The organism is Paucibacter sp. M5-1 (genome assembly GCF_027498415.2).
Taxonomy (GTDB): Bacteria; Pseudomonadota; Gammaproteobacteria; order Burkholderiales; family Burkholderiaceae_C; genus Roseateles_E.
Window position 1 is genome coordinate 3,766,503 of the sequence record NZ_JAPZLM020000001.1, and the last position, 25,264, is coordinate 3,791,766.

At 68.5% G+C, this 25,264-nt stretch carries 32 protein-coding genes; 11 read left to right on the plus strand and 21 right to left on the minus strand.

Annotated features, from left to right (window positions below; translation table 11 throughout):
* Nucleotides 1-10: 10 nt before the first annotated feature.
* On the plus strand, nt 11-748 hold the full coding sequence (locus O5M90_RS17695; RefSeq protein ID WP_262972027.1) for a hypothetical protein: 738 nt from the start codon (nt 11-13) through the stop codon (nt 746-748).
* Here the strand turns inward: O5M90_RS17695 and O5M90_RS17700 are convergent.
* The 3 genes from O5M90_RS17700 to O5M90_RS17710 are packed head-to-tail and all read right to left on the minus strand — an operon-like array spanning nt 733 to nt 2,712.
* Nucleotides 733-1,278 carry a DUF2946 family protein gene (locus O5M90_RS17700; RefSeq protein WP_269839776.1) on the minus strand — a complete coding sequence of 182 codons (546 nt, stop codon included), beginning with the start codon at nt 1,276-1,278 and terminating at the stop codon, nt 733-735. The two genes, O5M90_RS17695 and O5M90_RS17700, sit on opposite strands and share 16 nt — an antisense overlap.
* Before the next feature lie 10 nt (nt 1,279-1,288).
* On the minus strand, nt 1,289-2,263 hold the full coding sequence (locus O5M90_RS17705) for a YheT family hydrolase (protein ID WP_269839777.1): 975 nt from the start codon (nt 2,261-2,263) through the stop codon (nt 1,289-1,291).
* Nucleotides 2,263-2,712 (minus strand): YybH family protein, encoded by a 450-nt coding sequence (locus O5M90_RS17710; RefSeq protein ID WP_137945122.1) that lies wholly within the window; start codon nt 2,710-2,712, stop codon nt 2,263-2,265. Before O5M90_RS17710 ends, O5M90_RS17705 begins: the two co-directional genes overlap by 1 nt.
* Nucleotides 2,713-2,803: 91 nt before the next feature.
* Here O5M90_RS17710 and O5M90_RS17715 point away from each other — a divergent pair, with 91 nt between their 5' ends.
* From O5M90_RS17715 to O5M90_RS17725, 3 genes are all read left to right on the plus strand, one after another.
* Nucleotides 2,804-3,454 (plus strand): sigma-70 family RNA polymerase sigma factor, encoded by a 651-nt coding sequence (locus O5M90_RS17715; protein ID WP_269839778.1) that lies wholly within the window; start codon nt 2,804-2,806, stop codon nt 3,452-3,454.
* Nucleotides 3,454-4,137: an anti-sigma factor gene (locus tag O5M90_RS17720; protein WP_269839779.1), complete on the plus strand. Its 684-nt coding sequence runs from the start codon at nt 3,454-3,456 to the stop codon at nt 4,135-4,137. Before O5M90_RS17715 ends, O5M90_RS17720 begins: the two co-directional genes overlap by 1 nt.
* Nucleotides 4,138-4,212: 75 nt before the next feature.
* Nucleotides 4,213-4,746 carry a DUF3455 domain-containing protein gene (locus O5M90_RS17725; protein ID WP_269839780.1) on the plus strand — a complete coding sequence of 178 codons (534 nt, stop codon included), beginning with the start codon at nt 4,213-4,215 and terminating at the stop codon, nt 4,744-4,746.
* Between the two features lie 42 nt (nt 4,747-4,788).
* Here O5M90_RS17725 and O5M90_RS17730 read toward each other — a convergent pair whose 3' ends face one another.
* Together O5M90_RS17730 and O5M90_RS17735 are read right to left on the minus strand one after the other, a co-directional pair.
* Nucleotides 4,789-4,998, minus strand: a complete 210-nt coding sequence (locus O5M90_RS17730; RefSeq protein WP_137945126.1) for a zinc-finger domain-containing protein — start codon at nt 4,996-4,998, stop codon at nt 4,789-4,791.
* A gap of 19 nt (nt 4,999-5,017) precedes the next feature.
* Entirely contained in the window at nt 5,018-5,941 is a 924-nt protein-coding gene (locus O5M90_RS17735) for a branched-chain amino acid transaminase (protein WP_269839781.1), read from the minus strand.
* A gap of 234 nt (nt 5,942-6,175) precedes the next feature.
* Here O5M90_RS17735 and O5M90_RS17740 point away from each other — a divergent pair, with 234 nt between their 5' ends.
* Both O5M90_RS17740 and O5M90_RS17745 read left to right on the plus strand, forming a co-directional pair.
* A complete protein-coding gene (locus O5M90_RS17740; protein WP_269839782.1) occupies nt 6,176-6,685 on the plus strand; it encodes a hypothetical protein in 510 nt (169 codons plus the stop codon).
* Nucleotides 6,682-6,777: a PEP-CTERM sorting domain-containing protein gene (locus O5M90_RS17745; RefSeq protein ID WP_269839783.1), complete on the plus strand. Its 96-nt coding sequence runs from the start codon at nt 6,682-6,684 to the stop codon at nt 6,775-6,777. Before O5M90_RS17740 ends, O5M90_RS17745 begins: the two co-directional genes overlap by 4 nt.
* Nucleotides 6,778-6,789: 12 nt before the next feature.
* Here O5M90_RS17745 and O5M90_RS17750 read toward each other — a convergent pair whose 3' ends face one another.
* Nucleotides 6,790-7,176: a hypothetical protein gene (locus O5M90_RS17750; protein ID WP_262972021.1), complete on the minus strand. Its 387-nt coding sequence runs from the start codon at nt 7,174-7,176 to the stop codon at nt 6,790-6,792.
* 47 nt (nt 7,177-7,223) lie between these two features.
* The gene (locus O5M90_RS17755; RefSeq protein ID WP_269839784.1) at nt 7,224-7,616 is read right to left on the minus strand and encodes a diacylglycerol kinase; all 393 of its coding nucleotides are present in this window, start codon (nt 7,614-7,616) and stop codon (nt 7,224-7,226) included.
* Between the two features lie 84 nt (nt 7,617-7,700).
* Between O5M90_RS17755 and O5M90_RS17760 the strand changes: the two genes are divergently transcribed.
* Both O5M90_RS17760 and O5M90_RS17765 read left to right on the plus strand, forming a co-directional pair.
* Nucleotides 7,701-9,377 carry a phosphoethanolamine transferase gene (locus O5M90_RS17760; protein ID WP_440402219.1) on the plus strand — a complete coding sequence of 559 codons (1,677 nt, stop codon included), beginning with the start codon at nt 7,701-7,703 and terminating at the stop codon, nt 9,375-9,377.
* Entirely contained in the window at nt 9,374-10,063 is a 690-nt protein-coding gene (locus O5M90_RS17765) for a phosphatase PAP2 family protein (protein ID WP_269839786.1), read from the plus strand. Before O5M90_RS17760 ends, O5M90_RS17765 begins: the two co-directional genes overlap by 4 nt.
* A gap of 37 nt (nt 10,064-10,100) precedes the next feature.
* On the opposite strand, the gene O5M90_RS17770 is transcribed toward O5M90_RS17765, so the two are convergent.
* The 5 genes from O5M90_RS17770 to kynU all read right to left on the minus strand — a co-directional run bounded on the left by O5M90_RS17770 (nt 10,101) and on the right by kynU (nt 15,683).
* Entirely contained in the window at nt 10,101-11,249 is a 1,149-nt protein-coding gene (locus tag O5M90_RS17770; protein ID WP_269839787.1) for a branched-chain amino acid ABC transporter substrate-binding protein, read from the minus strand.
* Nucleotides 11,250-11,287: 38 nt separating this feature from the next.
* Nucleotides 11,288-11,596: a c-type cytochrome gene (locus O5M90_RS17775; RefSeq protein ID WP_262972017.1), complete on the minus strand. Its 309-nt coding sequence runs from the start codon at nt 11,594-11,596 to the stop codon at nt 11,288-11,290.
* Nucleotides 11,593-13,266, minus strand: coding sequence for an LVIVD repeat-containing protein (locus O5M90_RS17780; RefSeq protein WP_269839788.1), 1,674 nt, complete (start codon nt 13,264-13,266; stop codon nt 11,593-11,595). Before O5M90_RS17780 ends, O5M90_RS17775 begins: the two co-directional genes overlap by 4 nt.
* A gap of 16 nt (nt 13,267-13,282) precedes the next feature.
* Nucleotides 13,283-14,341, minus strand: coding sequence for a porin (locus tag O5M90_RS17785; protein WP_269839789.1), 1,059 nt, complete (start codon nt 14,339-14,341; stop codon nt 13,283-13,285).
* 70 nt (nt 14,342-14,411) lie between these two features.
* Nucleotides 14,412-15,683, minus strand: coding sequence for a kynureninase (gene kynU, locus O5M90_RS17790; RefSeq protein ID WP_269839790.1), 1,272 nt, complete (start codon nt 15,681-15,683; stop codon nt 14,412-14,414).
* A gap of 148 nt (nt 15,684-15,831) precedes the next feature.
* Between kynU and O5M90_RS17795 the strand changes: the two genes are divergently transcribed.
* The gene (locus O5M90_RS17795) at nt 15,832-16,302 is read left to right on the plus strand and encodes an Lrp/AsnC family transcriptional regulator (RefSeq protein WP_269839791.1); all 471 of its coding nucleotides are present in this window, start codon (nt 15,832-15,834) and stop codon (nt 16,300-16,302) included.
* A gap of 278 nt (nt 16,303-16,580) precedes the next feature.
* On the opposite strand, the gene O5M90_RS17800 is transcribed toward O5M90_RS17795, so the two are convergent.
* Genes O5M90_RS17800 through O5M90_RS17840 form a run of 9 tightly spaced genes read right to left on the minus strand, consistent with a single transcriptional unit; the run spans nt 16,581 to nt 23,533 of the window.
* Nucleotides 16,581-17,168: a malonic semialdehyde reductase gene (locus O5M90_RS17800; protein ID WP_269839792.1), complete on the minus strand. Its 588-nt coding sequence runs from the start codon at nt 17,166-17,168 to the stop codon at nt 16,581-16,583.
* Nucleotides 17,168-17,545 carry a RidA family protein gene (locus O5M90_RS17805; RefSeq protein ID WP_269839793.1) on the minus strand — a complete coding sequence of 126 codons (378 nt, stop codon included), beginning with the start codon at nt 17,543-17,545 and terminating at the stop codon, nt 17,168-17,170. The genes O5M90_RS17800 and O5M90_RS17805 overlap by 1 nt, the downstream gene beginning before the upstream one ends.
* Complete coding sequence (locus O5M90_RS17810; RefSeq protein WP_440402221.1) at nt 17,542-18,441, minus strand: dihydrodipicolinate synthase family protein; 900 nt, start codon at nt 18,439-18,441, stop codon at nt 17,542-17,544. The genes O5M90_RS17805 and O5M90_RS17810 overlap by 4 nt, the downstream gene beginning before the upstream one ends.
* A 45-nt stretch (nt 18,442-18,486) precedes the next feature.
* A complete protein-coding gene (locus tag O5M90_RS17815) occupies nt 18,487-19,395 on the minus strand; it encodes an alpha/beta hydrolase (RefSeq protein ID WP_137945686.1) in 909 nt (302 codons plus the stop codon).
* A 2-nt stretch (nt 19,396-19,397) separates the two neighbouring features.
* Nucleotides 19,398-20,195: an ABC transporter ATP-binding protein gene (locus O5M90_RS17820; protein WP_269839794.1), complete on the minus strand. Its 798-nt coding sequence runs from the start codon at nt 20,193-20,195 to the stop codon at nt 19,398-19,400.
* Nucleotides 20,196-20,206: 11 nt separating this feature from the next.
* The gene (locus tag O5M90_RS17825; protein WP_262972008.1) at nt 20,207-20,962 is read right to left on the minus strand and encodes an ABC transporter permease; all 756 of its coding nucleotides are present in this window, start codon (nt 20,960-20,962) and stop codon (nt 20,207-20,209) included.
* Nucleotides 20,962-21,546: a VOC family protein gene (locus tag O5M90_RS17830; protein WP_269839795.1), complete on the minus strand. Its 585-nt coding sequence runs from the start codon at nt 21,544-21,546 to the stop codon at nt 20,962-20,964. Before O5M90_RS17830 ends, O5M90_RS17825 begins: the two co-directional genes overlap by 1 nt.
* Before the next feature lie 31 nt (nt 21,547-21,577).
* Entirely contained in the window at nt 21,578-22,579 is a 1,002-nt protein-coding gene (locus O5M90_RS17835) for an ABC transporter substrate-binding protein (RefSeq protein ID WP_269839796.1), read from the minus strand.
* A 27-nt stretch (nt 22,580-22,606) separates the two neighbouring features.
* On the minus strand, nt 22,607-23,533 hold the full coding sequence (locus tag O5M90_RS17840) for a fumarylacetoacetate hydrolase family protein (RefSeq protein WP_269839797.1): 927 nt from the start codon (nt 23,531-23,533) through the stop codon (nt 22,607-22,609).
* A gap of 108 nt (nt 23,534-23,641) precedes the next feature.
* Between O5M90_RS17840 and O5M90_RS17845 the strand changes: the two genes are divergently transcribed.
* The gene (locus O5M90_RS17845) at nt 23,642-24,631 is read left to right on the plus strand and encodes a 2-hydroxyacid dehydrogenase (RefSeq protein ID WP_269839798.1); all 990 of its coding nucleotides are present in this window, start codon (nt 23,642-23,644) and stop codon (nt 24,629-24,631) included.
* Nucleotides 24,632-24,731: 100 nt separating this feature from the next.
* On the plus strand, nt 24,732-25,262 hold the full coding sequence (locus tag O5M90_RS17850; protein ID WP_171018480.1) for a GAF domain-containing protein: 531 nt from the start codon (nt 24,732-24,734) through the stop codon (nt 25,260-25,262).
* The last annotated feature ends 2 nt before the right edge of the window (nt 25,263-25,264 follow it).

Genomic DNA, 25,264 nt, shown 5'->3' on the forward strand with positions numbered 1-25,264 from the left:
ATGGATTTTGATGGTCCTGCTGGCATGGCAGGCAGCACCGCTGGCCGCACAGCCGGTGGACTGGCGCGTCTGCGTCACCGACATCGTCGTGCCACCCTATCTGCACAACAATCCACAGCGCCTGGGCGTGGCCGAGCGCCTGCTGATCGATGCCGGCGAGGCGGCCGGCCTGCGGGTCGAGCTGCTGAGGCTGCCGCCGCTGCGCTGCCGCCTGATGCTGGACAGTGCTCAAGTCGAAGCCACGCTGGCCGCGCCGACGGCGCACAACATGGCCGAGCTGGGCTTCCCGATGCGCCATGGCGCCGTTGACCGCACGCGCAGGCTGGCGCATCTGCGCCTGATGTGGGTCAAGCGCGCCGGTCGTGAGCTGGTCTGGGATGGCCGCCAGATGCATGGGGCCGAGCCCGCCGCGCTGACCGTCGGCGCGCGCGCGACGATGCGCTCGGCCACCGAGGCCTTGCAGAGCCAGGGCTTCAAGGTCGACAGCGCCGCCCTCAACACCCGCCAGCTGCTGGGCAAGCTGTTGGCTGGCAGGGTCGACCTTGCTGTCGGCATCGAGGAAGACCTGCGCCACGCGATGCGCGTGGCGGATCTGCAAGACCTGACCCTGCTGCCGCAGCCCTTTCTGGCGGTGGACTATTACGCCGCGCTGGCCCCGGGGCTGCTGCCGGTGCAGCGCGAGCTGGCCGAGCGCTGGTGGGCCGAGATCGCGCGGCTGCGCGAGCTGCCGCCCTATCGACCTGACTGAGGCGCTGCGGGTCGGTCGATCACGCCATGGCGGCGCAGCAGTTCGGCATGGCTGCAGGGCTCGGGCTGCCACAGCCCGGCCTCGACGGCGTCGGCGGCCAGCTCCATGTCCAGGCTGTGCACCAGGCCCAGGCCCAGCTCGGTGCTCAGCAGCAGCCGGCCCTGTTCATCGAGCCAGACGGCGTCCACCTGGTGCGCCGGCCGCCCGGTATGGCTGTGGATCAGCGGCGCGCCCGCCGGGCCCTTTGTCAGCCGCCAGATCCAGGGCGTGGCCTCCAGCTCGACATAGACGCGCTGCGGCCCGTTCTGGAAGTACCAGGCGCCCTGCGCATCGGCGGCGTAGTTGCGCTCGATGAACTCGCGCAGCTTCTCATGGTTGATGCGGCTGCCCTTGACTTGCGGGAAGGGCCCGGCCGCCTGGATGCGCTCGTCGCGCATATACCAGTCGCCGCGCGCGTCCAGCGCCAGCCAGCCGTAGCAATGCGGCACATTCGGCCATTTCTTCAGCGCGGCTTCGACGATGGGGTCCATGGACGGCAGTCTAAAGCGCCTGCGCCAGCCAGTCGCAGACCTGGCCCGGCATCGCCAGCACATGGCCCGGTGGTGCGCCGGCCGGGAAGCCGACATGGCCGCCCTGGGCCGGCTGCCACAGGGTCACATGGGCGCCGGTGTCGGCCGGGCCGGGCAGGCAGGCGGCCGGGATAAAGGGGTCGTTGAGGGTGTTCAGCACCAGGGCTGGGATGCGGATCTGGCGCAGATGCGGCTTGGCCGAGGCGCGCGACCAGTAGTCCTCGGTGTCGCGAAAGCCGTGCAGCGGCGCGGTGAACAGATTGTCGAACTCGTAGAGATCGCGCGCCTGGCGCAGCCGCTCGCCGTCGAACAGACCCGGGTGCTGCTGCAGCTTGCGCAAGGCCTTGGGCACCATGGTGCGCAGGAACATGCGGGTATAGACCAGGCGGTTGAAGCCACGGCCGATCGCGTGGCCGGAGGCCGCCAGGTCCACCGGTGAGCAGATCGAGCAGACCGCGCGCGCGGTGGCCGCCGCGCTCTGGCCCATCTCCTCGGCCCAGCGCAGCAAGGCATTGCCGCCCAGCGAGACGCCGGCGGCGACCAGCGGCCCGGGGTGGCCGGCCTTGAGCCGGTCCAGCATCCAGCCGATCTCCTCGAAGTCGCCCGAGTGGTAGGCGCGTGGCGCCAGGTTCAGCTCGCCCGAGCAGCCGCGGAAATGCGGCAGCGCGAAGGCCCAGCCGCGCGCGCGGGCGATGGCCGCGAAGGCCTGCACATACTGGCTTTGCGAGCTGCCTTCCAGGCCGTGGAACAGCACCAGCAGCGGCTGGCCGGGGCGGGTCGGCGCAGCGAGGAAATCGACATCGACGAAGTCGCCGTCCGGCGTGATCCAGCGCTCGCGCCGGAACTGCGGCGCCGTGCCCTCGAAGCGGCGCGAGAACAGTGCCGGCCAGATGGTCTGCGCATGGCCGCCAGGCAGCCACGGCGGCGCCCGGTAGGCGAGCGCCATCAATGCAGGGTGGCCGGTTCCTCGACCACTTCCTGGATATCGTGCGCGGTGCCGGGGCTGGCATGGTGGACCACCATGCGCCAGCCCATCGCGGTCTTCAGATAGACATTGGTGGCAATGACCCAGGCGCTTTGCTGGCCCTCGGGACCCTGCACCTGGACTCTCTCCAGCACCTGGTGGATGGCGGTGTCGCCGGTGTGCAGGCGCCGCACCCGCTCGGGATGGACCGAGATCGCGCCCTGGCCGAACACCGACTCGAAGGCCGCACGAATGGCGCCCAGGCCGACAACGCGCGGGCCGCCGGGGTGCACGCAGGAGACTTCCTCCTCATCGGCCCAGACCTCCATCAGCCGCTCCAGATCGGCGCTTTGCAGCGCCTCGTAGAACTGTTGCTCGGTGTCTTCCGGCGCAGCGAGCAGGGCGGCGGTCTGGGCTTTGGGTCGCATCATGATGGGCCGATTGTAAGAAGCGGGGGCGGCGCCGGCATGTCAAAGGGTTGTCCATGCATCCAAATGCAAGGCCGGCACGTAAGAATGGGGCATGAGCACACCCAACCCCGCATGGAGCGAGCGCAGCCAGGAACTGGCCCAGCTGCTCGCCCGCACCGCCCTGGGCGACCGCCAGGCCTTCGAGGCCTTGTACCGCGCCACCAGCGCCCAGCTGTTCGGTGTGGTGCTGCGCATCAACCATGACCGGGCCCAGGCCGAGGAGGTGCTGCAGGAGGTGTTCGTCAATATCTGGCGCGCCGCCAGCGGCTTCGATGCCCGGCTGGCCCAGCCGCTGACCTGGCTGACCAGCCTGGCCCGCAACCGCGCGATCGACAGCCTGCGCCGGCGCTCCGCCGAGCCGGCCACCGTCAGCCGCTTCCAGGGCCTGGACGATGGCAGCGATGAGGGTGGCGAACGCGATCTGCTGGAGGCCATGCCCAGCGCCGAAGCCGGCCCGCTGGACCTGCTCGACGCCGCCAGCCAGGCCCATGAGCTGCAGCGCTGCATGCAGGCCTTGAGCGGCGAGCAGCGCTCCAGCCTGGCGCTGGCCTATTACCAGGGCTTGTCCCATGCCGAGGTGGCCCAGCAGATGAGCCAGCCGCTGGGCACGGTCAAGAGCTGGGTGCGGCGTGGCCTGCAAAGCCTGCGCAACTGCCTGGACCGCGCGGCCGGCCTGGTCGGCGCCAGCAAGGGAGCGCTCTGATGGACTACAGCCGCCCCGATCTGGCCGAGAAACTGGCCGCCGAATATGCGCTGGGTGTGCTGCGCGGTGGCGCACGGCGGCGCTTCGAGCGCCTGCTGCCGGCCCATCCGGCGCTGCAGGATGCCGTGCAGGCCTGGCAGCAGCGCCTGCAGCCACTGGCCGCGCCGGTGGTGCCGGTGACGCCGCCGCCCCAGGTCTGGGCTGCGGTGCAGCGCCGCCTGTTCGGCGCGCCCGAGCGCTCGCCGAGCTGGTGGCAGCGCCTGGGCCTGTGGCAGGGCTTTGCCGGCGTGGCCGGCACCGGTGCCCTGGCCCTGGCTCTGCTGCTGGCCCAGCCGCAGCCGGTGCAGCCGCCGCTGGTGATCGTGCTGAACGCGACGCCCGAGGGCGCCGGCTTCGCCAAGGCCGGCTTTGTCGCCAGCGTCAGCGCCGACGGCGGTGCCCTGGTGCTGAAGCCGCTGGGCGAGCTGACGGTGGAGCAAGGCCGGGCACTGGAACTTTGGGCTGTGCCGGGCAAGGGCGCGCCACGCTCGCTGGGCCTGGTCTCGACGGCGGCGGCAGCGACGACCGTGCTGCGCGCCCGTCTGCTGCAGGACACGGCGGCCTTCGCCGTCAGCCTGGAGCCCAGCGGCGGCTCGCCGACCGGCGCGCCGACCGGGCCTATCGTCTCGGCCGGCCACATCTAGTTCTTTTCTTTGCATCCGATCCTCGCAGGGCTGCGTAAGAGGGGACTCCAACCCCAATCCTTCGAGGAGTTCGCGATGAAAAAGACGTCCCTGATGCTGCTGCTGCCGGTCGCCCTGCTGGGCGCCTGCGCCTCCACGCCGATGATGACGAGCATGGTCGACAACGCCGCGCTGCCCGAAGCGGTGCGCGCGCCGGCCGGCAGCAAGCAGACGATGTGGACCGTCGGCGCCGGCGAGATCACCTATGAATGCCGCGAGAACGCGGCCGGCCAGTACGAGTGGGTCTTTGTCACCCCGGTGGCGACGCTGAAGAACGCGGCTGGTGCGGTGGTCGGCAAGTATTACGGCGGCCCGACCTGGGAGGCCAACGACGGCTCCAAGGTCACCGGCAAGCAGCTGGCCGTGGCGCCGAGCACGCCGGGCAATATCCCGCTGCAACTGGTCAAGGCCGACCCCGCGATGGGGATGGGCGCGATGCAGGGCGTCAGCCACATCCAGCGCCTGAAGACACAGGGCGGTGTGGCGCCGGCGGCGGCCTGCGGCATGACCAACAAGGGCGAGCGCCGCCAGGTGGCCTATCAGGCCGATTACGTGTTCTACAGCATGTAAGCGCCAGCCGGCGGGGACATAGCGCCCCCGTCTGGCGCTCGCTCAGTGGGCGCCGTGCAGCACTTCGCCGGCCTTGAGCTTGTAGACCGTGCCGCAGTAGGGGCACTTGCCGCCGCCCTCGTGCGTGACGTCGATGAAGACCTTGGGGTGGTTGCTCCACAGCGCCATCTTGGGGTTGGGGCAGGCCACGACGCCGGGGCCTTGCACGTCCTGGGCGGTGACTTCGATGATGGATTTGTTGGTGTCGCTCATGTTCTTTTTCTCTGTCTGATCAGACCAGGCTTAGCCACTCGGCGTACTTGGGGTTGCGGCCGTTGACGATGTCGAAGAAGGCCGTCTGGATCTTCTCTGTGATCGGGCCACGGCTGCCGGCACCGAGCTCGATGCGGTCCAGCTCACGGATCGGCGTCACCTCGGCGGCGGTGCCGGTGAAGAAGGCCTCGTCGCAGATGTAGACCTCGTCGCGCGTGATGCGCTTCTCGACCAGCTTCAGGCCCAGGTCCTGGCAGATCGCGAACATGGTGTTGCGGGTGATGCCGTTGAGCGCGCCGGCCGACAGATCGGGCGTGTAGACCACGCCGTTCTTGATCACGAACAGGTTTTCGCCCGCGCCCTCGGAGACAAAGCCCGAGGCGTCCAGCAGCAAGGCCTCGTCATAGCCGTCCTCGGTAGCCTCCATATTGGCCAGGATGGAGTTGGTGTAGTTGCTCACCGCTTTGGCTTGCGTCATCGTGATGTTGACGTGGTGGCGGGTGTAGCTGCTGGTCTTGACGCGGATGCCGCGCTTCAGGCCTTCCTCGCCCAGATAAGCGCCCCAGGCCCAGGCGGCGACCATCAGGTGGATCTTGTTGCCCTTGGGGCTGACGCCCAGCTTTTCCGAGCCTATCCAGGTCAGCGGGCGCAGATAGCAGCTCTCCAGCTTGTTCTCGCGCACCACCTGCTTTTGCGCTTCCTCGACCTGCTCGATGCTGAAGGGGATCTTCATGCGCAGGATCTTGGCGCTGTTGAACAGGCGCTCGGTGTGCTCGCGCAGGCGGAAGATGGCCGTGCCCTTGTCGGTCTTGTAGGCGCGCACGCCCTCGAAGGCGCCGCAGCCATAGTGCAGGGTGTGGCTCAGCACATGGATCTTGGCGTCGCGCCAGTCGACCAGCTGGCCATCCATCCAGATCTTGCCGTCGCGGTCTTCCATGGACATGGGGAACTCCTGTTGTGCTGAGAGAAATGGGTGAGAGCGAGATTCTATGCAAGCCGGCGCCGCCCGGCACCGCGGCCCGTTGGCCGGTGCGCGGTGTGACGCATCTCACGACTGCTCCACGGGTGCGCGGCCGCCACTGTGGCCGACCCCCGTGGCTGCGGGGGGCTTGCCGGCAGCGGCGACCGTAGCGACCGATACAGTGCGTCCTCATTCCCGTTTGACCGTTTCCCCTTCATGCAAAAAGCCATCGCCATTGCCGCCCTGAGCTGCCTCGCACTCGCCCATAGCGCCTGGGCCGCCAAGCCCTCGAGCTCGCAGCCCGAACTGGGCAGCCCGGCCTGCACGGCCGGCGGCGGTGCCTCGGTGACGGCCTTCATCGACTGCGCCGGTTCCTTCAGCGGCAATCTGGGCGGCGCACTGACCCAGGGCCAGATCGCGGTGCTGAACACCGAGTTTGGCGACAAGGGCTTCAGCTACGGCAGCGGTCTGACTTACAGCAAGAGCGATGCGACCGGCCACGGCCTGTTCACCGATCTCGGCGACGACTTCACGCTCAGCTTCGATGGCGGCGCCAGGGCCACCGGCCTGTTCGTGATCGGCCTGAAGCAGGCCAACACCGCTACAGCTTCTATCTGTTCGACGGCGGCACGGCCGGCATCGGCACGATCGATTTCAATGTGCTGGGTGTGGTCAGCAAGCAGACCGATGGGCTGTCGCATGCCGTCTATCTGGGCAATGCGTTGACCGCGCCGGTGCCCGAGCCCGAGAGCTATGCGCTGATGCTGGCCGGCCTCGGCGCGATCGGCTTCATCGCCCGGTGCCGCGCCGGCCGCTGAGCCCGCCCGGGTTCAGTCCTGGCCCGTCTCGGGCCGTTGCAGGGTCCAGTGCGTCACGCGGCCCTGCTCCAGCACCACCTCGACCGAGACCTCGCCCGGATCGGTCCAGACAAAGGTCTCCGGTTCGCTAGCGGTCTTGCGGCCCAGGCTGCGGGCCAGCGGCAGCACCTCCAGCAGGCGCATGCCGACCTTGAGCTTGGCATTGAGCATCACGGCGCTGTCGACATGGCCGATCGGCGCGTCCTTGGCCATGCGCATCACCCGCATCAGCCGGCTGAACTGCATCAGCAGCCAGAACACCACGCCGGTGAGCGCGAAGATCACGCCCTGCCAGCCGAAGAACACGCCGCCCGCCAGCAGCGCCGCCAGCGCCAGGGCCAAACCCAGTTTCTGATTCATGGGGCGGCATCCTAACGCCTGAGCGCTTGAACGCTGAGGCGGCCCGCTCAGGGCCAGAACACGGCCAGCCAGACGCCCACGGCCAGCAGCAGGCTCAGCATCACGGCCGCGCTGCCCAGGTCCTTGGCCCGGCCCAGCAGCGGATGGCGCTCCACCGTCACCGCATCGGCCAGGGCCTCGATGGCCGAGTTCAGCAGCTCCACCAGCCAGACCTGGACGATGGCCGCCGTCAGCAGCAGGGCCCGCCAGCGGTCCGGTGCCAGCCACCAGGCCAGCGCGATCAGCGGCAGGCCGACGGCCAGCTCCTGGCGGAACGCCGCCTCGTGCCGCCATGCGGCGCGCAGCCCGGCCCAGGAATAGCCGGTGGCGCGCCACAGGCGGGCGAGGCCGGAGCGGCTCTTGAAGGCGCTGGTCGGGGTCTTGTCGTCGGGTGGGCTCATGAGGCGGTGTCGGGCTGGGGATGGCCGCAGCATAGGCCGGCTTGCTTAAGCTCAGCTTCATCGGCGCCGGTTGCAATGCGGGCGATGCAAAGCCTGTCCCTCCCTTTGTCCCTGTGGCGCCGTTACCGCCTGGCGAGCCTGGCGCTCGGTGCCAACACCTGGCTGGTGCTGGCCGCCCTGTTCTGGACCCTGAGCGCCAACCGTCTGTTCCTGGGCGCGGCCCTGCAGGGGCGCAGCGCGGCCGAGCCGGCCAGCTGGGGCTTCGCGCTGGCGCTGCTGCTGCTGGTGTTTGCTCTGCATCTGCTGCTGCTGGGCCTGCTGGCCACGCGCTGGACGCTCAAGCCGCTGCTGGTGCTGCTGACGCTGGGGACGGCGTTCGCGAGCTATTTCATGCAGGCCTACGGCGTCTTCCTCGACCCGTCGATGCTGCGCAATGTGTGGCGCAGCGATGCGGCCGAGGCCCGCGAGCTGCTGAGCCCGGCGCTGCTGCTGCATCTGCTGCTCTATGCCGGCCTGCCCCTGCTGGTGCTGAGCCGGCTGCGGCTGCGGCCCGAGCCCAGCTGGCTGCGTGCGGCCGGGCGCCGGCTGGCGCTGCTGGGCCTGGCTCTGCTGACGGCGCTGGCCAGCCTGTTCTCGATCTACCAGCCCTTCTCGTCGCTGATGCGCAATCACAAGGAGCTGCGCTACCTGATCACGCCGGCCAACTACCTGTGGTCCGGCGCGGCGGTGGCGATCGGCGAGGCGCGCGGCGCCGCCCACCCGCGCCAGCCGGTGGGCCTGGACGCGGCACCGGGCGCCTCCTGGGCGCAGCGCCGCAAGCCTCTGGTGCTGGTGCTGGTGGTGGGCGAGACCGCACGCGATGCGAACTGGGGGCTGTCGGGCTACGCGCGCCAGACCACGCCGGAGCTGGCCCAGCTGGGCGTGGCCAATCTGGGGCCGGTGCTGGCCTGCGGCAGCAATACCGAGGTGTCTGTGCCCTGCATGTTCTCGGCGGTGGGGCGGCGCGACTATGACGAGGCCCGCATCCGCGGCCAGGATTCGCTGCTGCATGTGGTGGCCCGTGCCGGCGTGGCCGTGCAGTGGCGCGACAACCAGAGCGGCTGCAAGGGCGTCTGCGCCGACCTGCCCAGCGAGCAGGTCGATGCGCAGAACGGGCCGGGCCCGTGCGCCGAGGGCCGCTGCCTGGACGAGGGCCTGGTGCATGACCTGGACCGGCGCCTGCGGGCCGCGCAGGGCACCCAGCTGTGGGTGCTGCATATGCTGGGCAATCACGGCCCGGCCTACCACCGCCGCTACCCGCGCGAGTTCGCCCGCTTCCAGCCCGAATGCCGCAGCGATGATCTGCAGCAGTGCACGCCGCAGCAGATCGTCAACGCCTATGACAACGCGCTGCTCTACACCGACCATCTGCTGGCCAGCGCGATAGCGCAGCTGAAGGCCCAGGCCGACAAGGTCGATTCGCTGCTGATCTATGTCTCCGACCATGGCGAGTCGCTGGGCGAGCATGGCCTGTTCCTGCACGGCCTGCCCTATGCGATCGCGCCCACGGTGCAGACCCGCGTGCCCATGGTGGTCTGGGCCAGCCCGGGCTTTGCCGCCGGCGCCGGCCTGGCGGACGACTGCCTGCGCCGCGCCCTGCAGCCCCAGGCCCAGCGCCCGGTGAGCCATGACCATCTGTTCCACACCGTGCTGGGTCTGCTCGATGTGCGCAGCCGTGTGCATGAGCCGGCCTGGGACTTGAGCCAGGGCTGCCGATCATGAGGCGCGGTGCCGATGCATGGCTCACCTTGCTCGCGCTGGCAGCCTTATTGCTGTGGGAGCTGCTGGGCTGGGACCTGGGCCTGAGCCGGCTCTACGGCGGTCCGGCCGGCTTTGCCTGGCGCGACGCCTGGCTGACCCGCGATCTGCTGCACGAGGGCGGCCGGCTGCTGGGCCTGGCCGGGCTGGCCCTGCTGGCTTGGCAAGTTGTGCACCCGCCCGCCGATGGGCCGGGGCGGGCCGAGCGCGGCTACTGGCTGGCGGTGATGCTGGCTTGTGCGCTGCTGGTGCCGGCGCTGAAGAGCCTGAGCGACAGCAGCTGCCCCTGGAGCCTGGCCGAGTTCGGCGGCAGCGTCGCCTATGTGCCTCATTGGATGTTGGGCGTGGCCGATGGCGGCCCGGGCCACTGCTTCCCCTCGGGCCATGCGGTGTCGGGCTTTGCCTTCTTCGGGCTCTATTTCCAATGGCGCGACAATGACCGGCGGCGTGCGCGCCGCTACCTGGCGGCCACCCTGCTGCTGGGCACTGCCTTTGGCTGGGCTCAGCTGGCGCGCGGCGCGCATTTCGCCAGCCACAGCGCCTGGTCGGCCTGGCTGTGCTGGACCTTGGCGGTGCTGGCCGCGCGCTGGGCGCCGGCCAGGAAGAACCCGGGCACCGAGCCGCCATCGCACGCTCTCCCCATGCGCTGACGGCCCGGGGCCCGGGGGCTTCACAACTTCCTGTCGATCAACGTACCACGGCCAGTGCCTCGCGCGTGCCGGCCTTGTAGGTGTAGAGGGTCAGTGCGCCGTTCTTGATGTCGCCCTTGCTGTCGAAACCGATCGTGCCGGTCACGCCAGGGTAGCCTTCGGTCTTGGCAAGTACCGGCAGGTACTTGGCCGGCTCGGCCGAGCCGGCCTTGACCATGGCCGCGACCAGCACGCCCACCGCGTCATAGGAGTAGGGCGCATAGACCTGCACCTCCAGCTTGGAATAGGCCTTGAAGCGGGCGCGGAAGTCGTCCATCGCCTTTTTCTGCGTCGCGTCGACGCCGCCGGCCTCGGCGCAGAAGACCTGGCCGTCGGCCATCGTGCCGGCCGCAAGCTTGGGCAGCTCGGCGGTGCAGATGCCGTCGCCGCCGATCAGCTTGATGTTCAGGCCCAGGGCTTTCATCTGGCGCAGCATCGGGCCGGCCACCGCGTCCATGCCGCCGAAGAAGACCACATCGGGCTTCCTGGACTTCAGGGTGGTCAGGATGGCGCTGAAGTCGGTGGCCTTGTCATTGGTGAACTCGCGGCCCACGATCTTGCCGCCACTGGCTTTGGCGCCCTTCTCGAACTCATCGGCCACGCCCTGGCCGTAGGCGGTGCGGTCGTCGATGATGGCGATGGACTGGCCCTTCAGCTCCTTGACCGCATAGCGACCCAGGGTGCCGCCCAGATGCACATCGTCGGCGACCACGCGGAAGGCGGTCTTGTAGCCGTTGCGGGTGAATTTGGGGTTGGTCGACGAGGGGCTGATCTGTGGAATGCCGGCATCGGCATAGACCTTGGACGCCGGAATCGTGGTGCCCGAGTTCAGATGGCCCACGACACCGTTGACCTTGGCGTCGGCCAGCTTCTGCGCGGCCTGCGTGCCCTGCTTGGGATCGCCAGCATCGTCCTCGCCCATCAGCTCCAGCCGCACTTTCTTGCCGCCGATCACGACGCCCTTGGCATTGAGCTCCTGGATCGCCAGGCGGGCGCCCAGTTCGTTGTCCTTGCCCAGATGGGCGATGGGGCCGCTGGTCGGGCCGACATGGCCGATCTTGACGACCTGGTCCTGTGCCAGGACGGTGCCGCTACAGAGTGCCAGCGCGGCGGCGGCGATGGTTTGATGAGGACGGTGGGTTTGCATGGTGGGTGTGCTCCGGTTGAGAGTAAGCCGCTGCAGGCTCAGGGTGTGGGCAGGGAAAGAAGCCAGCGCGCCGCCTGCTCGGCCTGGGCCGGGCTGAGCTGCGTGTTGGCCGGCATGCGCGCGGTGCCCCAGATGCCGCTGCTGCCTTCGAGAATGCTTTGCTTCAGATGGGCCAGCGCGCCGGGCTGGCCCCGGTAGCGCTCGGCGATGCGCAGAAAAGGCGGTCCCGCCAGCGGCTCGCTGAGCGTGTGGCACAGCACGCAGCTGTCGGCCCAGGCCGGCGGCTCCATCGCGGCAGCCGCGGCCGGCAGGGCCAGCGCGAGCAGGCAGGACCGCAGGGCCATCATTTCTTGGCCGGCAGGTCGAAGACCGGCGCGCCCAGCAGCGGGCTGGAGATCGCGTAGCCGCCGTGGTTGGTGAAGACCCAGATCAGCTTGCGGTCCCATTCGATGAAGACGCCATGGGTCTGGTCGCCGAAGTGCTGGTTCATCTTCGGGTCCACCGTCGGCGGCACGAAGTAGCCGGCGATCTTGGGCGCGGCGGGGTTGCTGACGTCAAAGATCTGGGCACCGGCGTTGTAGAAGGCGTAGACCAGGTATTGGTCGCTGGGCGTGCCCGGCTGGTGCCAGTAGCCGCTGCGCTTGGGGCCGAAGCTGCCGCGGCGCTGGCAGTAGTCGGTGAAGGTCGCGCCCTTGGGCGGTGTGGGTCGCGGCAGCGTCGCGATCACCTTGGGGCTGGCCGGGTTCTTGACGTCGATAGCGTAGATGTCCTTGTAGGGCTCGTAGCAGTCTTCGTTGAGCGGGTAGCCGCTGTAGTAGACGACGCCGCTCTTCTCGACCTTGCTGACATCGATGTTGTCACCCTCGGTGCCGGCCTGGCTGACCGGCATGTCGAGCTTGCCGACGCGCGTCAGCTTGGCCGGGTTGGAGACGTCGATCACATGGAAGCCCATGCCGCCCATCGCCGCATAGCCGTACTTGCCGCCCTTCTCGGGGTCCTTGGGGATGAACAGCGGCATGCGCGCGCCCATCCACGCAGTCTTCTTGCCGACGCGCGGGTTCTTCTTGTATTCCTCTTCCTCGCCGGCGCGCGAGCCCGGCACCCACCAGGTCGACAGGCGCTTCGGTGCGCGCGGGTCGCTCAGATCGAAGGCCATCTGGGCCTGGTTGTAGAGGAAGTTGGCGTATTCCTGGTTCGAGAAGCTGTCGTCCGGCGCTCCCGAGACGAACAGGTACTTGCCACCCCAGTAGACGGGGATGTCGCCGCAGCCCGAGCCCTGCTGCGGGAACTTGTCGGCGCTGCTGTTAGCGTCCAGCGGCAGCTCGGAGAGCTTCTTCCACTGGGCCGGGTCGGGGCCGTCCAGCTCGAAGACGCGGAAGCCCCGCAGAATGGGCTGCTTGCGGATGGTGTCTATCTTGTCCTGCTGCTCCGGCTTGTACTTGTTCTCGAGGATGCCGAAGCGCGTCACCTCGTAGCACTGCACGGCCACATGCTTGCCGAGCTTTTCGTTGAACTGGATGGTCAGCGGGCCGAAAGGGTGCTCGCTGCTGCCCCAGCCCCACTTCTTCTGCGCGATCAGCTGGGCCTTGCGCGGGTCGGTGATGTCGAAGACCTTGTAGAAGGACTTCTCGTGGATGACCATATAGCGGCGGCCGTTCATGTCCACCGTGGTCTGCCAGCTGTGATACGGGCTGCCCAGCATCTCCGGGTGCAGGGCCTCGACCTTGGTGTTGTGCAGATAGCTGCTCTGGTCCAGATGGTCGAGGCTGCCCTTGAAGGGATGGGTGCCGCCGATGCTGGGGGTCTCGGCCGGGTGCTTGTAGACGCCGGTGGCCGGGTTCAGGCCGTAGCTGGCGGGGTCAGGTTTTGCCGGTTCCCCGGCGATGCCCTTGGCGGACTCGGGGTTCTCCTTGACCGGCAGCTTGGGCGTGCCGGCGGCCGGCGCGACGATGGTCTGGGCCAGCGCCTGCTGGGCCAGGCCGGCGCTGATCAGCAGCGCGATGAGTTTGAGTTTCATGACGGGATCTCCTCGATCAGAATTTGTGGCGCAGGCCCAGCTGCAGCCCGCGCGGGTTTTCGTTGGACAGCGGGTTGGCGTGGTTGAAGCTCACCGGGAAGCGCATGTCCGAGTCGCGCGCATGCTTGACCGCGCCGACGATGGCGTAAAGGTCGGTGCGCTTGGAGAAGCCGTAGAGATAGCCGGCCACCCAGCTGGTGGCGTCGGACAGCGCGGCGTCGAGCTTGTCGTTCTTGCGCACGACGCTGGCGAACACGCGCTGCTGGGCGTTGAACTCGTAGCGCAGGCCCAGCTGCAGGTCCTGGCCCTTGGACGTGAAGTCCGCATAGGGCGGGTAGGCGTAATAGCCGTTGTAGCGGTGGTAGAGAAAGGTCAGGTCCAGCGCACTGCTGACGCTGTAGACGCCGCCCAGGTAGTAGTCGCGCGAGCGTCGCATCTGCTTGGCGTCGGACAGATCGCGGCGGTGCTGCTGGTCGACAGCGGCCATCAGGTAGAGCTCGCCGGCGAAGTAGTCGAGGGCGGCGCTGCGCACCTGGGCGTCCTTGCTGCCGTCTTCGCGGCCGGCGGTGGCGGCCAGCTGGGCCTGGAAGTTGGCGATGCGTGGCGTCGTGTAGAACAGGCCGTTGCTCTCGCGCCAGGGTGCGTAGTACAGCATGGTGTTGCTGATCGGGCTGTAGTCGCCCGAGTAGGTCGGGTCGATATAGCCATACATCTCGGCCGAGGGCAGGTCGCGGCGACCGGCGCTGAGTTCGCCCCAGTCCTTGGATCCGATCTGCGCATAGGTGTGGCGCGGCGAGCCCTGCTGGCCGCTGTCGGCCTTCAATGTGATCTCGTGCACGGCCGTGACCTTGAGGCCGCCGCCCAGGTCTTCCTGGGCCTTGAACTGCAGGCGCGAGGTGTTCAGGCCGCCGGAGCTGAGGCCCTTGATGGATTTGCCGCCGGACTTGGCGTGCTCCATATTGATGTCGACGAAACCGGACAGCGTCACCTGGGCCAGCGCCGGGCCGGCGGCCAGCGCGGCGGCCAGCGGCCACACACTCTTCTTGATACTTCTCTTCTTCAACTTCATCTTCATGGGAAGCTCCTGGACGGGGTAGGTAAGAGGAGGCGCAGGGAGAGTGCGGGGAGGGAGGGAAACGAAAAACTCAGGTCACTGCCTTCTTGGCCTGGTGCTCGGGCAGCGCCCATTCGCGCCGGGCCATCACGGTCTGCAGCGCGGCCACCGCGTCCCAGACATCGGCGTGGCTGAGGTAGAGCGCGGCAAAGCCGAAGCGCAGGATGTCGGGGGCGCGGAAGTCGCCGATCACGCCGCGCGCGATCAAGGCCTGGACGATGGCGTAGCCCTGCTCATGGGTCAGCGAGACCTGGCTGCCGCGCAGGGCCGGGTCGCGCGGCGTCGCCAGGCTGAAGCCCTGGCCGGCCAGCTGCCGGTCGACCAGCGCGATAAAGGTCTCGGTCAGCGACAGGCTCTTGGCGCGCAGCAGCTGCAGGTCCACGCCGTCAAAGGCCGTCAGCGCCGCCTCCAGCGAGATCAGGCCCAGCTGCGGCGCGGTGCCGACCAGCATGCGGTCCATGCCGGCGCCGGGCGCATAGGTCTGGCCAAAGGCAAAGGGCCTGGCATGGCCATGCCAGCCGGTCAGCGGCTGCTGCACCGCGGCCTGGTGGCGCCGCGCGACGAACACAAAGGCCGGTGCACCGGGGCCGCCGTTCAGGTATTTGTAGCCGCAGCCCACCGCGAAATCGGCCTCGCAGGCGTTCAGCTCGCAAGGCATCGCGCCGGCCGTGTGGCACAGGTCCCAGACCACCAGCGCGCCGACCTCGTGGGCGCGCCGCGTGATGGCCGCCATGTCGTAGACCTGGCCGCTCTTGTAGTTGACATGGGTCAGCGAGACGATGGCCACGTCCTGGCCGTACTGGTCCAGCGCGGCCAGCACCGCATCGGCGTCGACGGCGCGGAACTCGGCCCCCATCAGCTCGGCCACGCCGCCGGCCACATAGGCATCGGTCGGGAAGTTGGCGTTCTCGCCGAGGATGATCTTGCGGCCGGGCCGCAGGCGCAGCGCCGCGACCAGCACCTTGAAGAGGTTGACCGAGGTCGAGTCGGCCATGATGACCTCGTCGGCCGCCGCACCGATCAGCGCCGCCACCTGGCCGCCGACCCGCTGCGGCGCCGGATACCAGTCGGCATCGTTCCAGGAGCGGATCAGGCCCACGGCCCATTCCTGTTCGATCGCGCGCTGCATGCGCGCCGGCACCGCGCGCGGCATCGCGCCCAGCGAGTTGCCGTCCAGATAGATCACGCCCTCGGGCAGTGCGAAGCGCGCGCGGCAGGCGGCCAGCGGATCACGGGCGTCCAGGGCCTGGCAGTCGGCGCGGGTCAGCGCGCGGGTGGCAACAGAGGGCAGGGCAGAGTTCATATGGGCTGGAATGCTGTATTTGCATTCGTGTTTATGTATACAACAAGGCCAGTCTATGCATTGCACGTCTTGTTTATCACCCTGCTAACCCTACCCATGCTTGTTTGGGGCAAATTGATCCCGTAAGCTGGCTTTAGGAGATTTTTTTATGCAAGTAGAGATCGACCCGACCGACCGACTGTTGCTGCAAGCCCTGCAGGCCAATGCCCGGCTGACCACCTCGGAGCTGGCGCAGCAGACCCAGCTCTCGCAATCGCCCTGCTGGCGCCGCATCAAGCGGCTCGAAGATGCCGGCCTGATCGCCGGCTATCACGCGCGGCTGGACCGGCGCGCGCTGGGCTATGGGGTGATGGCCTTCGTGACCATCAGCATCGAGGGCCAGGACGAGGGCCACTCGCTGGACTTCGAGCGCGCGGTGCGCGACATCCCCGAGGTCGTGATGTGCCACGGCGTCTCCGGCCCCGAGGACTTCGTGCTGGTGGTCGTGGCCCAGGACCTGGATGCCTACTCGGCGCTGATGCAGCACAAGCTGCGCCGGCTGCCGGGCGTCAAGATGGTCAGGACCAGCTTCTCGCTGCAGGAGGTCAAGGGGTTGGACGGGCTGCCTATCCCTGCTTGAGGGGCGGGGGCGGGAGGGCGGGGCCGAGAGCAGCGGGTGAGTGGCTCCGCTCCTGTCCCCCGGGCCGTGCCGGCCCTCCTCCTTTACCTCGCTGAGCCACTCACCCGCTACTCTCGGCAACAGGTTCTGGAGTTTTCCTTGAACTCAACACCCGATGCCAGATCAGGTCGGCTGGGGGCTTTGCGTAGCGAAGTAAAGGAGGAGGGCCGGAACGGCCCGGGGGACATGAGCGGAGTAAAGCCCGCAGGCGGCCTGATCGTGCGACAACGCCAAGTGCCTCACAGCACCAGGCAGGCCGTATCGAAGTCGAGGCGCGGATGCCTTGGAAACAAGCCCGCCGCATCCCCATAGCCCAGGCAGCAGATGAAGTTCACCATCACCTCGCCGCCGAAAAACTCGCGGTTGACGCCGACGGCATCGAAGCCCGACATCGGTCCGCAGTCCAGCCCCAGCGCGCGCGCCGCCAGCATCAGGTAGGCACCTTGCAGGCTGCTGTTGCGAAAGGCGGTGGCTTCGGCCAGCGCCGGGTTGGCTGCGAACGGCGCGGCGGCGTCCGGGTTGTGCGGGAACAGCTGGGGCAGCCGCTCGTGAAAGCGCTTGTCGTAGGCTATCAGCACGCTCACCGGTGCCGCCTGCACCTTGGCCTGGTTGCCGGGCGCCATCAACGGCACCAGCCGAGCCTTGGCCGCCGCGCTGTGGACGAAGACCAGGCGGGCCGGCGAGCCGTTGGAGCTGGTGGGCCCCAGCTTCATCAGCTCGTAAAGCTCATGCAGCTGGGCTGCGCTGACCGGCTTGTCCAGCCAGGTGTTGTGGCTGCGCGCGCTGCGGAACAGCAGGTCCAGCGCGGCGTCATCGAGTCTGGGCATTAGCAGTCCTCCAGCAAGCAGGCGGTGGCGGTGATTTCAACACGCATATCCGGATGCGGCAGCTGGTGCACCGCCACCGTGGTGCGGGCCGGGCCGCTGAGGTCAGGGAAGAATTCGGCGTAGGCGGCGTTGTAGGCGGCGAAGTCGGCCATGTCGACCAGATAGCAGCTCAGGCTGACGCAGTGAGAGAGATCGGCGCCTTCGGCCGCCAGTGCCGCGCGGATCTTCTCGATCACCAGCCGGGTCTGGCGGGCCGCATCGCCGGGCACCGAGCCGTCGGCCTGGCGTGCGCTCATGCCCGAGACGAAGAGCCAGGGGCCGCACCGCCGCAGCGCCGGATAGTTGCCCAGCGGCGCGATGCCGGCGGCGGCGCTCACAGCTTGAAGCCGGCCTCGGCCAGCTCGGCATGCAGGGCCTGCGCGGCCTCGGGCGCCAGGCCCACCAGCGGCGCACGCACACGGCGCCAGCCGGGCTCGCCCAGGCCCTCGGCCAGCACCTCCTTCAGCGCGGCAATCATTGGCCGGGCCTGGGCGATCTGGCGCACCCTGTCGACACCGGCCTGCAAGACCTGCCCCTCGGGGCGGTCCCAGTGCTCGACCAGCCGGCTGATCGGGCCCGGGTTGATATTGACCGTGGCGGAGATGCAGCCGCGCGCCCCCAGCGGCCGGGTGCGCGAGATGAAGCTCTCCGAGGCCGGGAAAATCGCCAGCTCGGGGAAGCGCTCCAGCATCGTGCGCAAATTGTCCCAATCGCCCGAGCTGTCCTTGATGCCGACGACGATGCCGGGAAAGTCGCGCAGCAGGCGCTCGATCACGCCATGGCTGATCGGCACGCCCGACAGCGCGGGGATGTGATACAGGTACAGGCGCAGGCGCGGATCGGCGATGCGTGCGATCACCTCGGCGTAGAAGGCGTAGAGGCCGTCGTCGCTGATGCCTTTGTAGAAGAAGGGCGGCAGCATCAGCACGCCGGCGCAGCCGCGCTGTACCGCATGGCGCGACAGCTGGGCGGCTTCGGGGGCCGAGCAGGCGCCGGTGCCGGGCAGCATGCGGGCCGGCGGCAGGCCGGCATCGATCAGCGCATCCAGCAAGGCCATGCGTTCGAGGGCGCTCATCGAGTTGGCCTCGCTATTGGTGCCGAAGGGCGCCAACCCCGCCCCCTGCGCCAGCAGCCAGCGGCAATGGGCGATGAAGCGGTCCACATCGGGCCGGCCATCGGACAGGAAAGGGGTGACGACGGGCGCGAACGCGCCGGTCAGGACATCGTTGACCATGGGCAGAACTCCAGCAGAAAGAAGGGAAGAGTGGGCGGGCGCCGGCTAGGGGCTCAGGCCGCGCGCGAAGCTCAAGAGGCGCTGGCCGAAGCCGTCGTCGCCGATGCCGCTGTCGAGATGGGCGACGATGGAGGTATGGTTGTGCTCGGGCACCCAGACCAGCTGCGGGCTGCGGCCCTGCGCGAGGCCGACGCGGTGGGCGAACTCCATCGCATAGACATCGAGCCAGGGGTTTTCGTGCTGGGCCACCGCCAGCAGCAGCGGCACTTGCAGATGCGCGGCATGGCTGACCGGCGAATCGGCCTCGTAGCGACTCTCGTCCGTGCCGAAATAGGCGCGCACGCCGGCCGCGTTCGGGTTGTCGGCGCGCTGATCGGCGCGCAGCCGCGCGCTGATCAGCACCGCGCCGGCGATATGCGTCATCAGGGGGCCGGCCAGCGGCTGCAGGCGCGGGTCGGCGAGCAGGCTGGCCACATGGGCGCCGCCGGCCGAATGGCCGATCAGCAGCATGCGCCGCGCGTCGCCGCCAAAGCCGGCCGCGTTGGCGCGCAGCCAGTCCAGCGCCAGGGCCAGGTCTTGCGCGCCGGCCGGGAACGGGGCCTCGGGTGCCAGCCGGTATTCGATATTGACGCCGACAAAGCCGTGGCGCGCGAAGAAGCGCGCCACATTGCCATAGACCTGCGCATTGCTGTCCTTCTGCCCGCGCAGGAAAGCGCCGCCGTGGACGAAGACCATGATGGGCAGGCGCGCGTCGGCGCTCCGGGCCTCGCGGCCCTGATAGATGTCGAGGCGCTGGCGGCCATGCGCGCCGTAGGCGATGTCGCGCGTGACTTCCAGCCCCGGCAGCGGGTTGGCGGCCAGCAGCGGCGTATAGGCCTCGACGATCTGGGCGCGGTGCTTGTTGATGTCCTCGGCCCAGCGCGGGCCGATCTCGCGCAGCAGCTGCTTGAGCATGATCAGTAGACGCCCATCAGCTGCGACAGCTCGGCCATGTACTCGGCATAGCGGGGATGGGCTTTGATCGTCTCGGGCCGGCGCGGGCGCGGCAGATCGATGGTGACCTCGCGCACCACCTTGCCGGGCCGGCCCGACATCACCAGCACCCGGTCCGACAGGAACACCGCCTCGGAGATGCTGTGCGTCACCAGCAGCACGGTCTGGCGCTGCTCCTGCCAGATGCGCAGCAGCTCGACATTGAGCTTGTCGCGGGTCAGCGCATCGAGCGCGCCGAAGGGCTCGTCCATCAGCAGGATCTGCGGGTCCAGCGCGAGGATCTGGCCGATGGCGGCGCGCTGGCGCATGCCGCCGCTGAGCTGGTGCGGGTGGTTGTTCTCGAAGCCCTTGAGCCCCAGCATCGCGATCAGCTCGGCCATCTTGGGCGCGGCCTGGGCCTCAGGGATCTTGCGCAACTTGGCGCCCAGCGCGATGTTCTGGCCCACGGTCAGCCAGGGCAGCATATTGCTGCTCTGGAACACCACGCCGATCTCGGGGCTGGGCCCCTTGACCGGCCGCTGGTTCACCAGCACCTCGCCGCCCTCGTAAGGCGTCAGCCCGGCGACGATGCGCAGCAGCGTGCTCTTGCCGCAGCCGCTGGGGCCGAGTATCGAGACGAACTCATGGGGCCGGATCTCCAGATCCACCGCCTCCAGCGCCTTGACCTCGTGCTTGCCGGCAAAGGTCTTCAGCACCGCGCGTGCGCTGATCGCCGGCAGGCTGGGTGCGGCCACCGGCTTGGGAAGGACTTGATGCAACATCAGGGCTCACCTTAGAAAGAGATGCCACGCCACCAGACGGCCTTGGCCAGGCGCTCGACCGCGGCATACAGCAGCACGGCCAGCGCGGTGATGGTCAGGATGGCGGCGAACATCAGATCGGTCTGCGCATTCGCGGTGGCCATGGTCATCAGATGGCCCAGGCCCTGCTCGGCGCCGATGAACTCGCCGACGATGGCGCCGATCACCGCCAGCGGCATCGCGATCTTGATGCCGTCGACGAAGGCTGGCAGTGCCGCCGGCACCTGCAGCCGCCAGAAGGTGTCCAGGCGCGAGGCGCCCAGCGCGCGGAAATGCTCGTCCAGATTGATGGCCACGTTCTGCATGCCGCCCAGGGTCGCGATCACGATGGGGAAGAAGGCGAACAAAAAGGTGGCCGCCACCTTGGAGCCGAAGCCATAGCCGAACCAGACGATCATCAGCGGCGCCAGCGCGATCTTGGGCATGCTTTGCAGCGCGGTGATCAGCGGATAGAGGGTGCGGCGCGCGAAGCCGCTCAGATGGATCAGCACCCCCAGCAGCACGCCGCCCAGCACCGCCGCCGCAAAGCCCACCAGCACCTCCAGCAGGGTCACCCAGGTGTTCTCCAGCAAGGCGCCGCGCGCGTTCCAGCCTGCCAGCAGCACATCGGACAGCGGCGGCAGCAGGTAGCGACGTATGCCCAGCCAGCCGACGCCGAATTCCCACAGCAGGGCCAGCAGGCCCCAGAACGTCAGGGTCTCCAGCCAGCGCTTCAGCATCGCGTTCATCAGCTCTGCCCCCCGTCATCCGTCGTGTCGGCCTTCGCGCCACCCTGCTTGGCCGCGACCACGGCGGCCGGCGGCGGCACGACAAAGCGCTCGAAGCGGAACTGATCGAAGGATTCGATATTGCGCTCCCAGACCCTGGCCTCGTAGGGCCGCTCGGCCGTGATCTGGGTCATCTCGCAATAGAGCTCGACGTTGTTGCCGTCCGGGTCCTTGAAGACCAGGAACAGGTTCTCGCCAGGCCCGTGCTTGCCGATGCCGCGCACGATCTCGACGCCATGGGCCTGCAGCACGGCCACAGAGCGCTCCATCTCGGCCATATCGTCGACCAGATAGGAGAAATGCTCGACCCCGGGGCGGTCATAGCGCGGCAGATCGTTCAGCGCCGCCGAGTCCTTGGGAATCTGCGACAGCGCCAGGTCGTGGTGGTCGCTGCTGGCACGCAGGAACACCATCTGGTCGCTGATCCAGTCCGACACGGTCAGCCCCATCACCTCGGTGTAGAAGCGCACCGAGGCGTGGATGTCGCGCACCATCAGCACGATATGGCCGAGGCGGCGCGGTCTCAGGCTTGCTCTTGTCTCCATGCTTGTCTGCTCCTGCTTGGGTCTGCGCGCTTCAGTCGCCGATGACGAAGCGGTTGGTGTAGATCTCGGCGCCGCGTACGGCGGCCGTCACATTGAAGGCCTTCTTCGCGAACTCCACCGTGCCATGCATGCGGTCGGCGCGGATATAGCCGGGCTTCTTGTTGTCGGCCGCCGGGTCGCTGATGATGGCCGTGGTTTCCTTGATCTGCTGCAGCAGGATGTCGCGGTTCAGCAGCTTGTTGCCGGCGACGATCAGGTCGGCCGCCTCCTCGGGGTTCTTGCGCATCAGCTCATAGCCGCGGTAGGTGGCCTTGACGAAGCGCCGGACCAGATCGGGGTTGTTCTCGATCAGCTTCTCGCTGGTGACGAGGCCGTTGCCGTAGATGTTCAGATTGAAGTCGCGGTAGGGCAGGGCGCCGAGCTTCTTGCCCTCGCGCGCCACCAGCGATTCCAGCAGCGGCTTGTTGGCGCCCTCCCAGCATTCGGCCAGGTCGATCTTGCCCTGCAGAAAGGAGGGGTTGATCACGGTGGGGTCCAGGCGCAGCAGCTTCAGATGGTCGGCCGGCAGCCCGTTGGCGGCCAGCCAGGCCGGCACGATGTTCTGCAGCGGCGAGGCCGCGCCGCCGCCCAGACTCAGGCCCTTCAGATCGGCCATGCTGCGCAGCGGCTTGCGCTTGCCGTCCTGCAAATAGCACAGCGCCGCCGGCCACACCGTGTTGATCGCGCCCACCATCACGGTCTTGCCGCCGTTGGCGCGGTTCAGCATCACGCTGATCGGGTCGCCGTAGCCGAACTCGAACAGGCCCTGGTCGATCTCGTTGACGGTGCGCTGGCCGCCGTAGCCGCGCTGCGCCTGCACCTCGAGGCCGGCCTCGGCGTAATAGCCCTTGGCGGCGGCCACCAGCACGCCGCCGGTGCTGCCCTGGGGCAGCCAGGCCAGGTTGAACTTGACCTTGTCTTGCGCAAGCGCGCTGCCTGCAGCGCAGGCCAGCGCGAGGGCGAGGCCGCGCAGGACGGTGATGGAAGAGGGCATGGGGCTTCCTTGGCTGGGGTGGGAGGTTCAGAGCGCGGCCGCGACGACGCGGTTGCGCAAGGTGCCGATCTGCTCGATGCTGGCCGTCATCACATCGCCGGGCTGCAGAAACCTGCCCTGGCCCATGCCGACGCCGGTGGGCGTGCCGGTGGCGATCAGGTCGCCGGGGCGCAAGGTCAGCATCGACGACAGATAGGCGATCTGCTCGGCGATATTGAAGATCATGCCCTCGGCGGTGTCGTTCTGCATCAGCTCGTCGTTGACCGCCAGCCGCATGCGCAGCTTCTGCGGCTCGGCGATGCATTGTGCCGGCACCACCCAGGGCCCCATTGGACCGAAGGTGTCGAAGCTTTTGCCGCGGAACCAGTCGTGGGTGAAGGGATAGTCGCTGCGGCGATTCAGGTCGCGCGCGCTGATGTCGTTGAACACCGTGTAGCCGGCGATCACCTCATGGGCCTGCTCGACCGAGACATGGCGGCAGCTGCGGCCGATGATCACGCCCAGCTCCACCTCCCAGTCGAGCTTGTGCGTCGTGGCCGGCTTGACCACATCCTCCTCGGTGGCGATCACGCTGCTCTCAGCCTTCATGAAACAGTAGGGTGCGCTCTCGCTGCGCGCGATCAGCTGGGTGCCCATCTCGGCCGCATGCTCGTAGTAGTTCGATGCGGCGCCGAAGATGCGGCCCGGCTGGTAGGGCACCAGCAGCTTGTAGCTGCCGGCGGGCAGCGGGCGGGCGCGGCCGGCGGCGCGCTCGGCATGCAGGCGCCGCGCCAGCACATCGACCGCGGCGCGCTGCTGCTCCCACTGCGTGATCACATGCTGGCTGCCCAGCAGCAGCGGGTTGGCCTCGGCGCCCAGTGCTGCGGCGTCGTAAAGCTGCTCGTCCAGCACCAGGGCGGCGCGCGGGCCGGAACCCTGCTCGTAGGAGGCGATGGCGTACCAGTTGTTGTGCATCGGTGGTGGTCCTCGGTTTGTTGTTGTGAATACAATATCATTTACATGTATACATAACAAGCCATTCAAGCGACGACTCCGGGAAGTCACCTACACGAAAGCGATGCGATGACCTTGAACGATGCCCAGCCTGACCGCGAGCCGCTGCTGGTCCTGATCCCCCTGCAGCCCGAGGCGTTGGCGGCGCTGGACGCGCGCTATGCGCTGATCTACGAGCCGGCCGGCCTGCGCGATACCGAGGCCCTCGACACACTGGGGGCGCGCCTGGGCGAGGCGCGGCTGGGCCGACTGCGCGCGGTGCTCAGCAACGGCAGCACCGGCCTGAGCGCGGCCGCGATGGCGAGGTTGCCAGCGCTGGGCCTGGTCGCCAGCTTTGGGGCCGGTTACGAGAACATCGACCTGGCGGCGGCGCACGCGCGCGGCATTGCGGTGACGCATGCGCCGGGCGTCAACAATGCCACCGTGGCCGATCATGCGCTGGGCCTGATGCTGGCGCTGGCGCGCGGCTTCGTCGGGCTCGATGCGGCCGTCAAGCGCGGCGACTGGGAGGCCAGCCGCGCCGCCCGCCCGACCCTGAACGGCGCCCGCCTGGGCCTGCTGGGCCTGGGCCATATCGGCCAGCAGATCGCGCGCCGCGCCCAGGCTTTCGATATGCAGATCGCCTACACCGCGCGCACGCCGCGTGTCGAGCTGCCCTATCGCCATGTGGCCGCGCTGACCACCCTGGCCGCCGAGTCCGACTTCCTGGTGCTGGCCTGTCCAGGCGGCCCGGCCACCCGCCATCTGGTCGGTCGCGAGGTCTTGCGCGCGCTCGGGCCGGCCGGCTATCTGGTCAATATCGCGCGGGGCTCGGTTGTCGACACCGCCGCGCTGATCGCGGCGCTGGAGGCCGGCGAGATCGCCGGCGCCGGGCTCGATGTGCTGGAGAGCGAGCCCGCCGTGCCGGCCGCGCTGGCCGCCTCGCCCCGGGTGCTGCTGACCCCCCATGTCTCGGGCCGCTCACCGGCCGCCCAGCGTGCCCAGGTGGAGAACGTGATCGCGAATCTGCAAGGCTTCTTTGCCGGCAGCGGGCCGCTGACGGAGGTCGCTGCCGTCTAGATTTGCCGCCCGGCCCAGGCCGGGCGTAGCATGCTCCAGCGGCCGCCGGTGGCCGCCGCCGGCAGCGCCGCAGAACGGCGTGGCAGCAAGGGAGCTCGCGATGTACGAGAAAAAAGATGTCCCGCAGGAATATATGGAGCGCTGGCAGCAGTCGGCCGATCTGGTGGCGGCCGCGGTGCAGGTGCCGGCCGCGCTGGTGATGCGGGTCTGGCCCGAGCAGATCGAGGTGCTGATCTCCAGCCTCGGCGATGACAATCCCTACGAGGAGCATGAGAAGGCCGATCTCGGCACCGGGCTTTACTGCGAGACGGTGATGGCCACGCGCGAATCGCTGCGGGTGCCCAATGCCTTGCAGGATCCGGCATGGATGAACAACCCGGATATCAAGCTGAACATGATCAGCTATCTGGGCGTTCCGCTGGTCTGGCCCGATGACAGCATCTTCGGCACCGTCTGCGTGCTGGACCGCAAGACGCGCGACTTCATGCCGCCGTCCGAGCAGCTGCTGCGCGGGCTGAAGCAGCTGATCGAGGGCGACTTCCGGGTCATCTGCAAGCTGGAGCGCGAGGCCCAGAACGAGGCGCGGCTGCAGGCCTTCGAGGCCGATGTGCGGCGGCTTTGCCCGCACTGAGT

What these genes read in the sequence shown, in the direction of transcription:
- O5M90_RS17735 (WP_269839781.1), bottom strand. Translation starts at nt 5,941, where the DNA reads ATGTCCATGGAAGACCGCGACGGCAAGATCTGGATGGATGGCCAGCTG.
- O5M90_RS17730 (WP_137945126.1), bottom strand. Translation starts at nt 4,998, where the DNA reads ATGAGCGACACCAACAAATCCATCATCGAAGTCACCGCCCAGGACGTG.
- O5M90_RS17840 (WP_269839797.1), bottom strand. Translation starts at nt 23,533, where the DNA reads ATGCACAACAACTGGTACGCCATCGCCTCCTACGAGCAGGGTTCCGGC.
- O5M90_RS17810 (WP_440402221.1), bottom strand. Translation starts at nt 18,441, where the DNA reads ATGGTCAACGATGTCCTGACCGGCGCGTTCGCGCCCGTCGTCACCCCT.
- O5M90_RS17815 (WP_137945686.1), bottom strand. Translation starts at nt 19,395, where the DNA reads ATGCTCAAGCAGCTGCTGCGCGAGATCGGCCCGCGCTGGGCCGAGGAC.
- kynU (WP_269839790.1), bottom strand. Translation starts at nt 15,683, where the DNA reads ATGAACTCTGCCCTGCCCTCTGTTGCCACCCGCGCGCTGACCCGCGCC.
- O5M90_RS17835 (WP_269839796.1), bottom strand. Translation starts at nt 22,579, where the DNA reads ATGCCCTCTTCCATCACCGTCCTGCGCGGCCTCGCCCTCGCGCTGGCC.
- O5M90_RS17795 (WP_269839791.1), top strand. Translation starts at nt 15,832, where the DNA reads ATGCAAGTAGAGATCGACCCGACCGACCGACTGTTGCTGCAAGCCCTG.
- O5M90_RS17770 (WP_269839787.1), bottom strand. Translation starts at nt 11,249, where the DNA reads ATGCAAACCCACCGTCCTCATCAAACCATCGCCGCCGCCGCGCTGGCA.
- O5M90_RS17700 (WP_269839776.1), bottom strand. Translation starts at nt 1,278, where the DNA reads ATGGACCCCATCGTCGAAGCCGCGCTGAAGAAATGGCCGAATGTGCCG.
- O5M90_RS17725 (WP_269839780.1), top strand. Translation starts at nt 4,213, where the DNA reads ATGAAAAAGACGTCCCTGATGCTGCTGCTGCCGGTCGCCCTGCTGGGC.
- O5M90_RS17785 (WP_269839789.1), bottom strand. Translation starts at nt 14,341, where the DNA reads ATGAAGATGAAGTTGAAGAAGAGAAGTATCAAGAAGAGTGTGTGGCCG.
- O5M90_RS17710 (WP_137945122.1), bottom strand. Translation starts at nt 2,712, where the DNA reads ATGATGCGACCCAAAGCCCAGACCGCCGCCCTGCTCGCTGCGCCGGAA.
- O5M90_RS17775 (WP_262972017.1), bottom strand. Translation starts at nt 11,596, where the DNA reads ATGATGGCCCTGCGGTCCTGCCTGCTCGCGCTGGCCCTGCCGGCCGCG.
- O5M90_RS17845 (WP_269839798.1), top strand. Translation starts at nt 23,642, where the DNA reads ATGACCTTGAACGATGCCCAGCCTGACCGCGAGCCGCTGCTGGTCCTG.
- O5M90_RS17715 (WP_269839778.1), top strand. Translation starts at nt 2,804, where the DNA reads ATGAGCACACCCAACCCCGCATGGAGCGAGCGCAGCCAGGAACTGGCC.
- O5M90_RS17750 (WP_262972021.1), bottom strand. Translation starts at nt 7,176, where the DNA reads ATGAATCAGAAACTGGGTTTGGCCCTGGCGCTGGCGGCGCTGCTGGCG.
- O5M90_RS17800 (WP_269839792.1), bottom strand. Translation starts at nt 17,168, where the DNA reads ATGCCCAGACTCGATGACGCCGCGCTGGACCTGCTGTTCCGCAGCGCG.
- O5M90_RS17720 (WP_269839779.1), top strand. Translation starts at nt 3,454, where the DNA reads ATGGACTACAGCCGCCCCGATCTGGCCGAGAAACTGGCCGCCGAATAT.
- O5M90_RS17850 (WP_171018480.1), top strand. Translation starts at nt 24,732, where the DNA reads ATGTACGAGAAAAAAGATGTCCCGCAGGAATATATGGAGCGCTGGCAG.
- O5M90_RS17705 (WP_269839777.1), bottom strand. Translation starts at nt 2,263, where the DNA reads ATGGCGCTCGCCTACCGGGCGCCGCCGTGGCTGCCTGGCGGCCATGCG.
- O5M90_RS17740 (WP_269839782.1), top strand. Translation starts at nt 6,176, where the DNA reads ATGCAAAAAGCCATCGCCATTGCCGCCCTGAGCTGCCTCGCACTCGCC.
- O5M90_RS17765 (WP_269839786.1), top strand. Translation starts at nt 9,374, where the DNA reads ATGAGGCGCGGTGCCGATGCATGGCTCACCTTGCTCGCGCTGGCAGCC.
- O5M90_RS17825 (WP_262972008.1), bottom strand. Translation starts at nt 20,962, where the DNA reads ATGAACGCGATGCTGAAGCGCTGGCTGGAGACCCTGACGTTCTGGGGC.
- O5M90_RS17830 (WP_269839795.1), bottom strand. Translation starts at nt 21,546, where the DNA reads ATGGAGACAAGAGCAAGCCTGAGACCGCGCCGCCTCGGCCATATCGTG.
- O5M90_RS17755 (WP_269839784.1), bottom strand. Translation starts at nt 7,616, where the DNA reads ATGAGCCCACCCGACGACAAGACCCCGACCAGCGCCTTCAAGAGCCGC.
- O5M90_RS17760 (WP_440402219.1), top strand. Translation starts at nt 7,701, where the DNA reads ATGCAAAGCCTGTCCCTCCCTTTGTCCCTGTGGCGCCGTTACCGCCTG.
- O5M90_RS17695 (WP_262972027.1), top strand. Translation starts at nt 11, where the DNA reads ATGGTCCTGCTGGCATGGCAGGCAGCACCGCTGGCCGCACAGCCGGTG.
- O5M90_RS17820 (WP_269839794.1), bottom strand. Translation starts at nt 20,195, where the DNA reads ATGTTGCATCAAGTCCTTCCCAAGCCGGTGGCCGCACCCAGCCTGCCG.
- O5M90_RS17780 (WP_269839788.1), bottom strand. Translation starts at nt 13,266, where the DNA reads ATGAAACTCAAACTCATCGCGCTGCTGATCAGCGCCGGCCTGGCCCAG.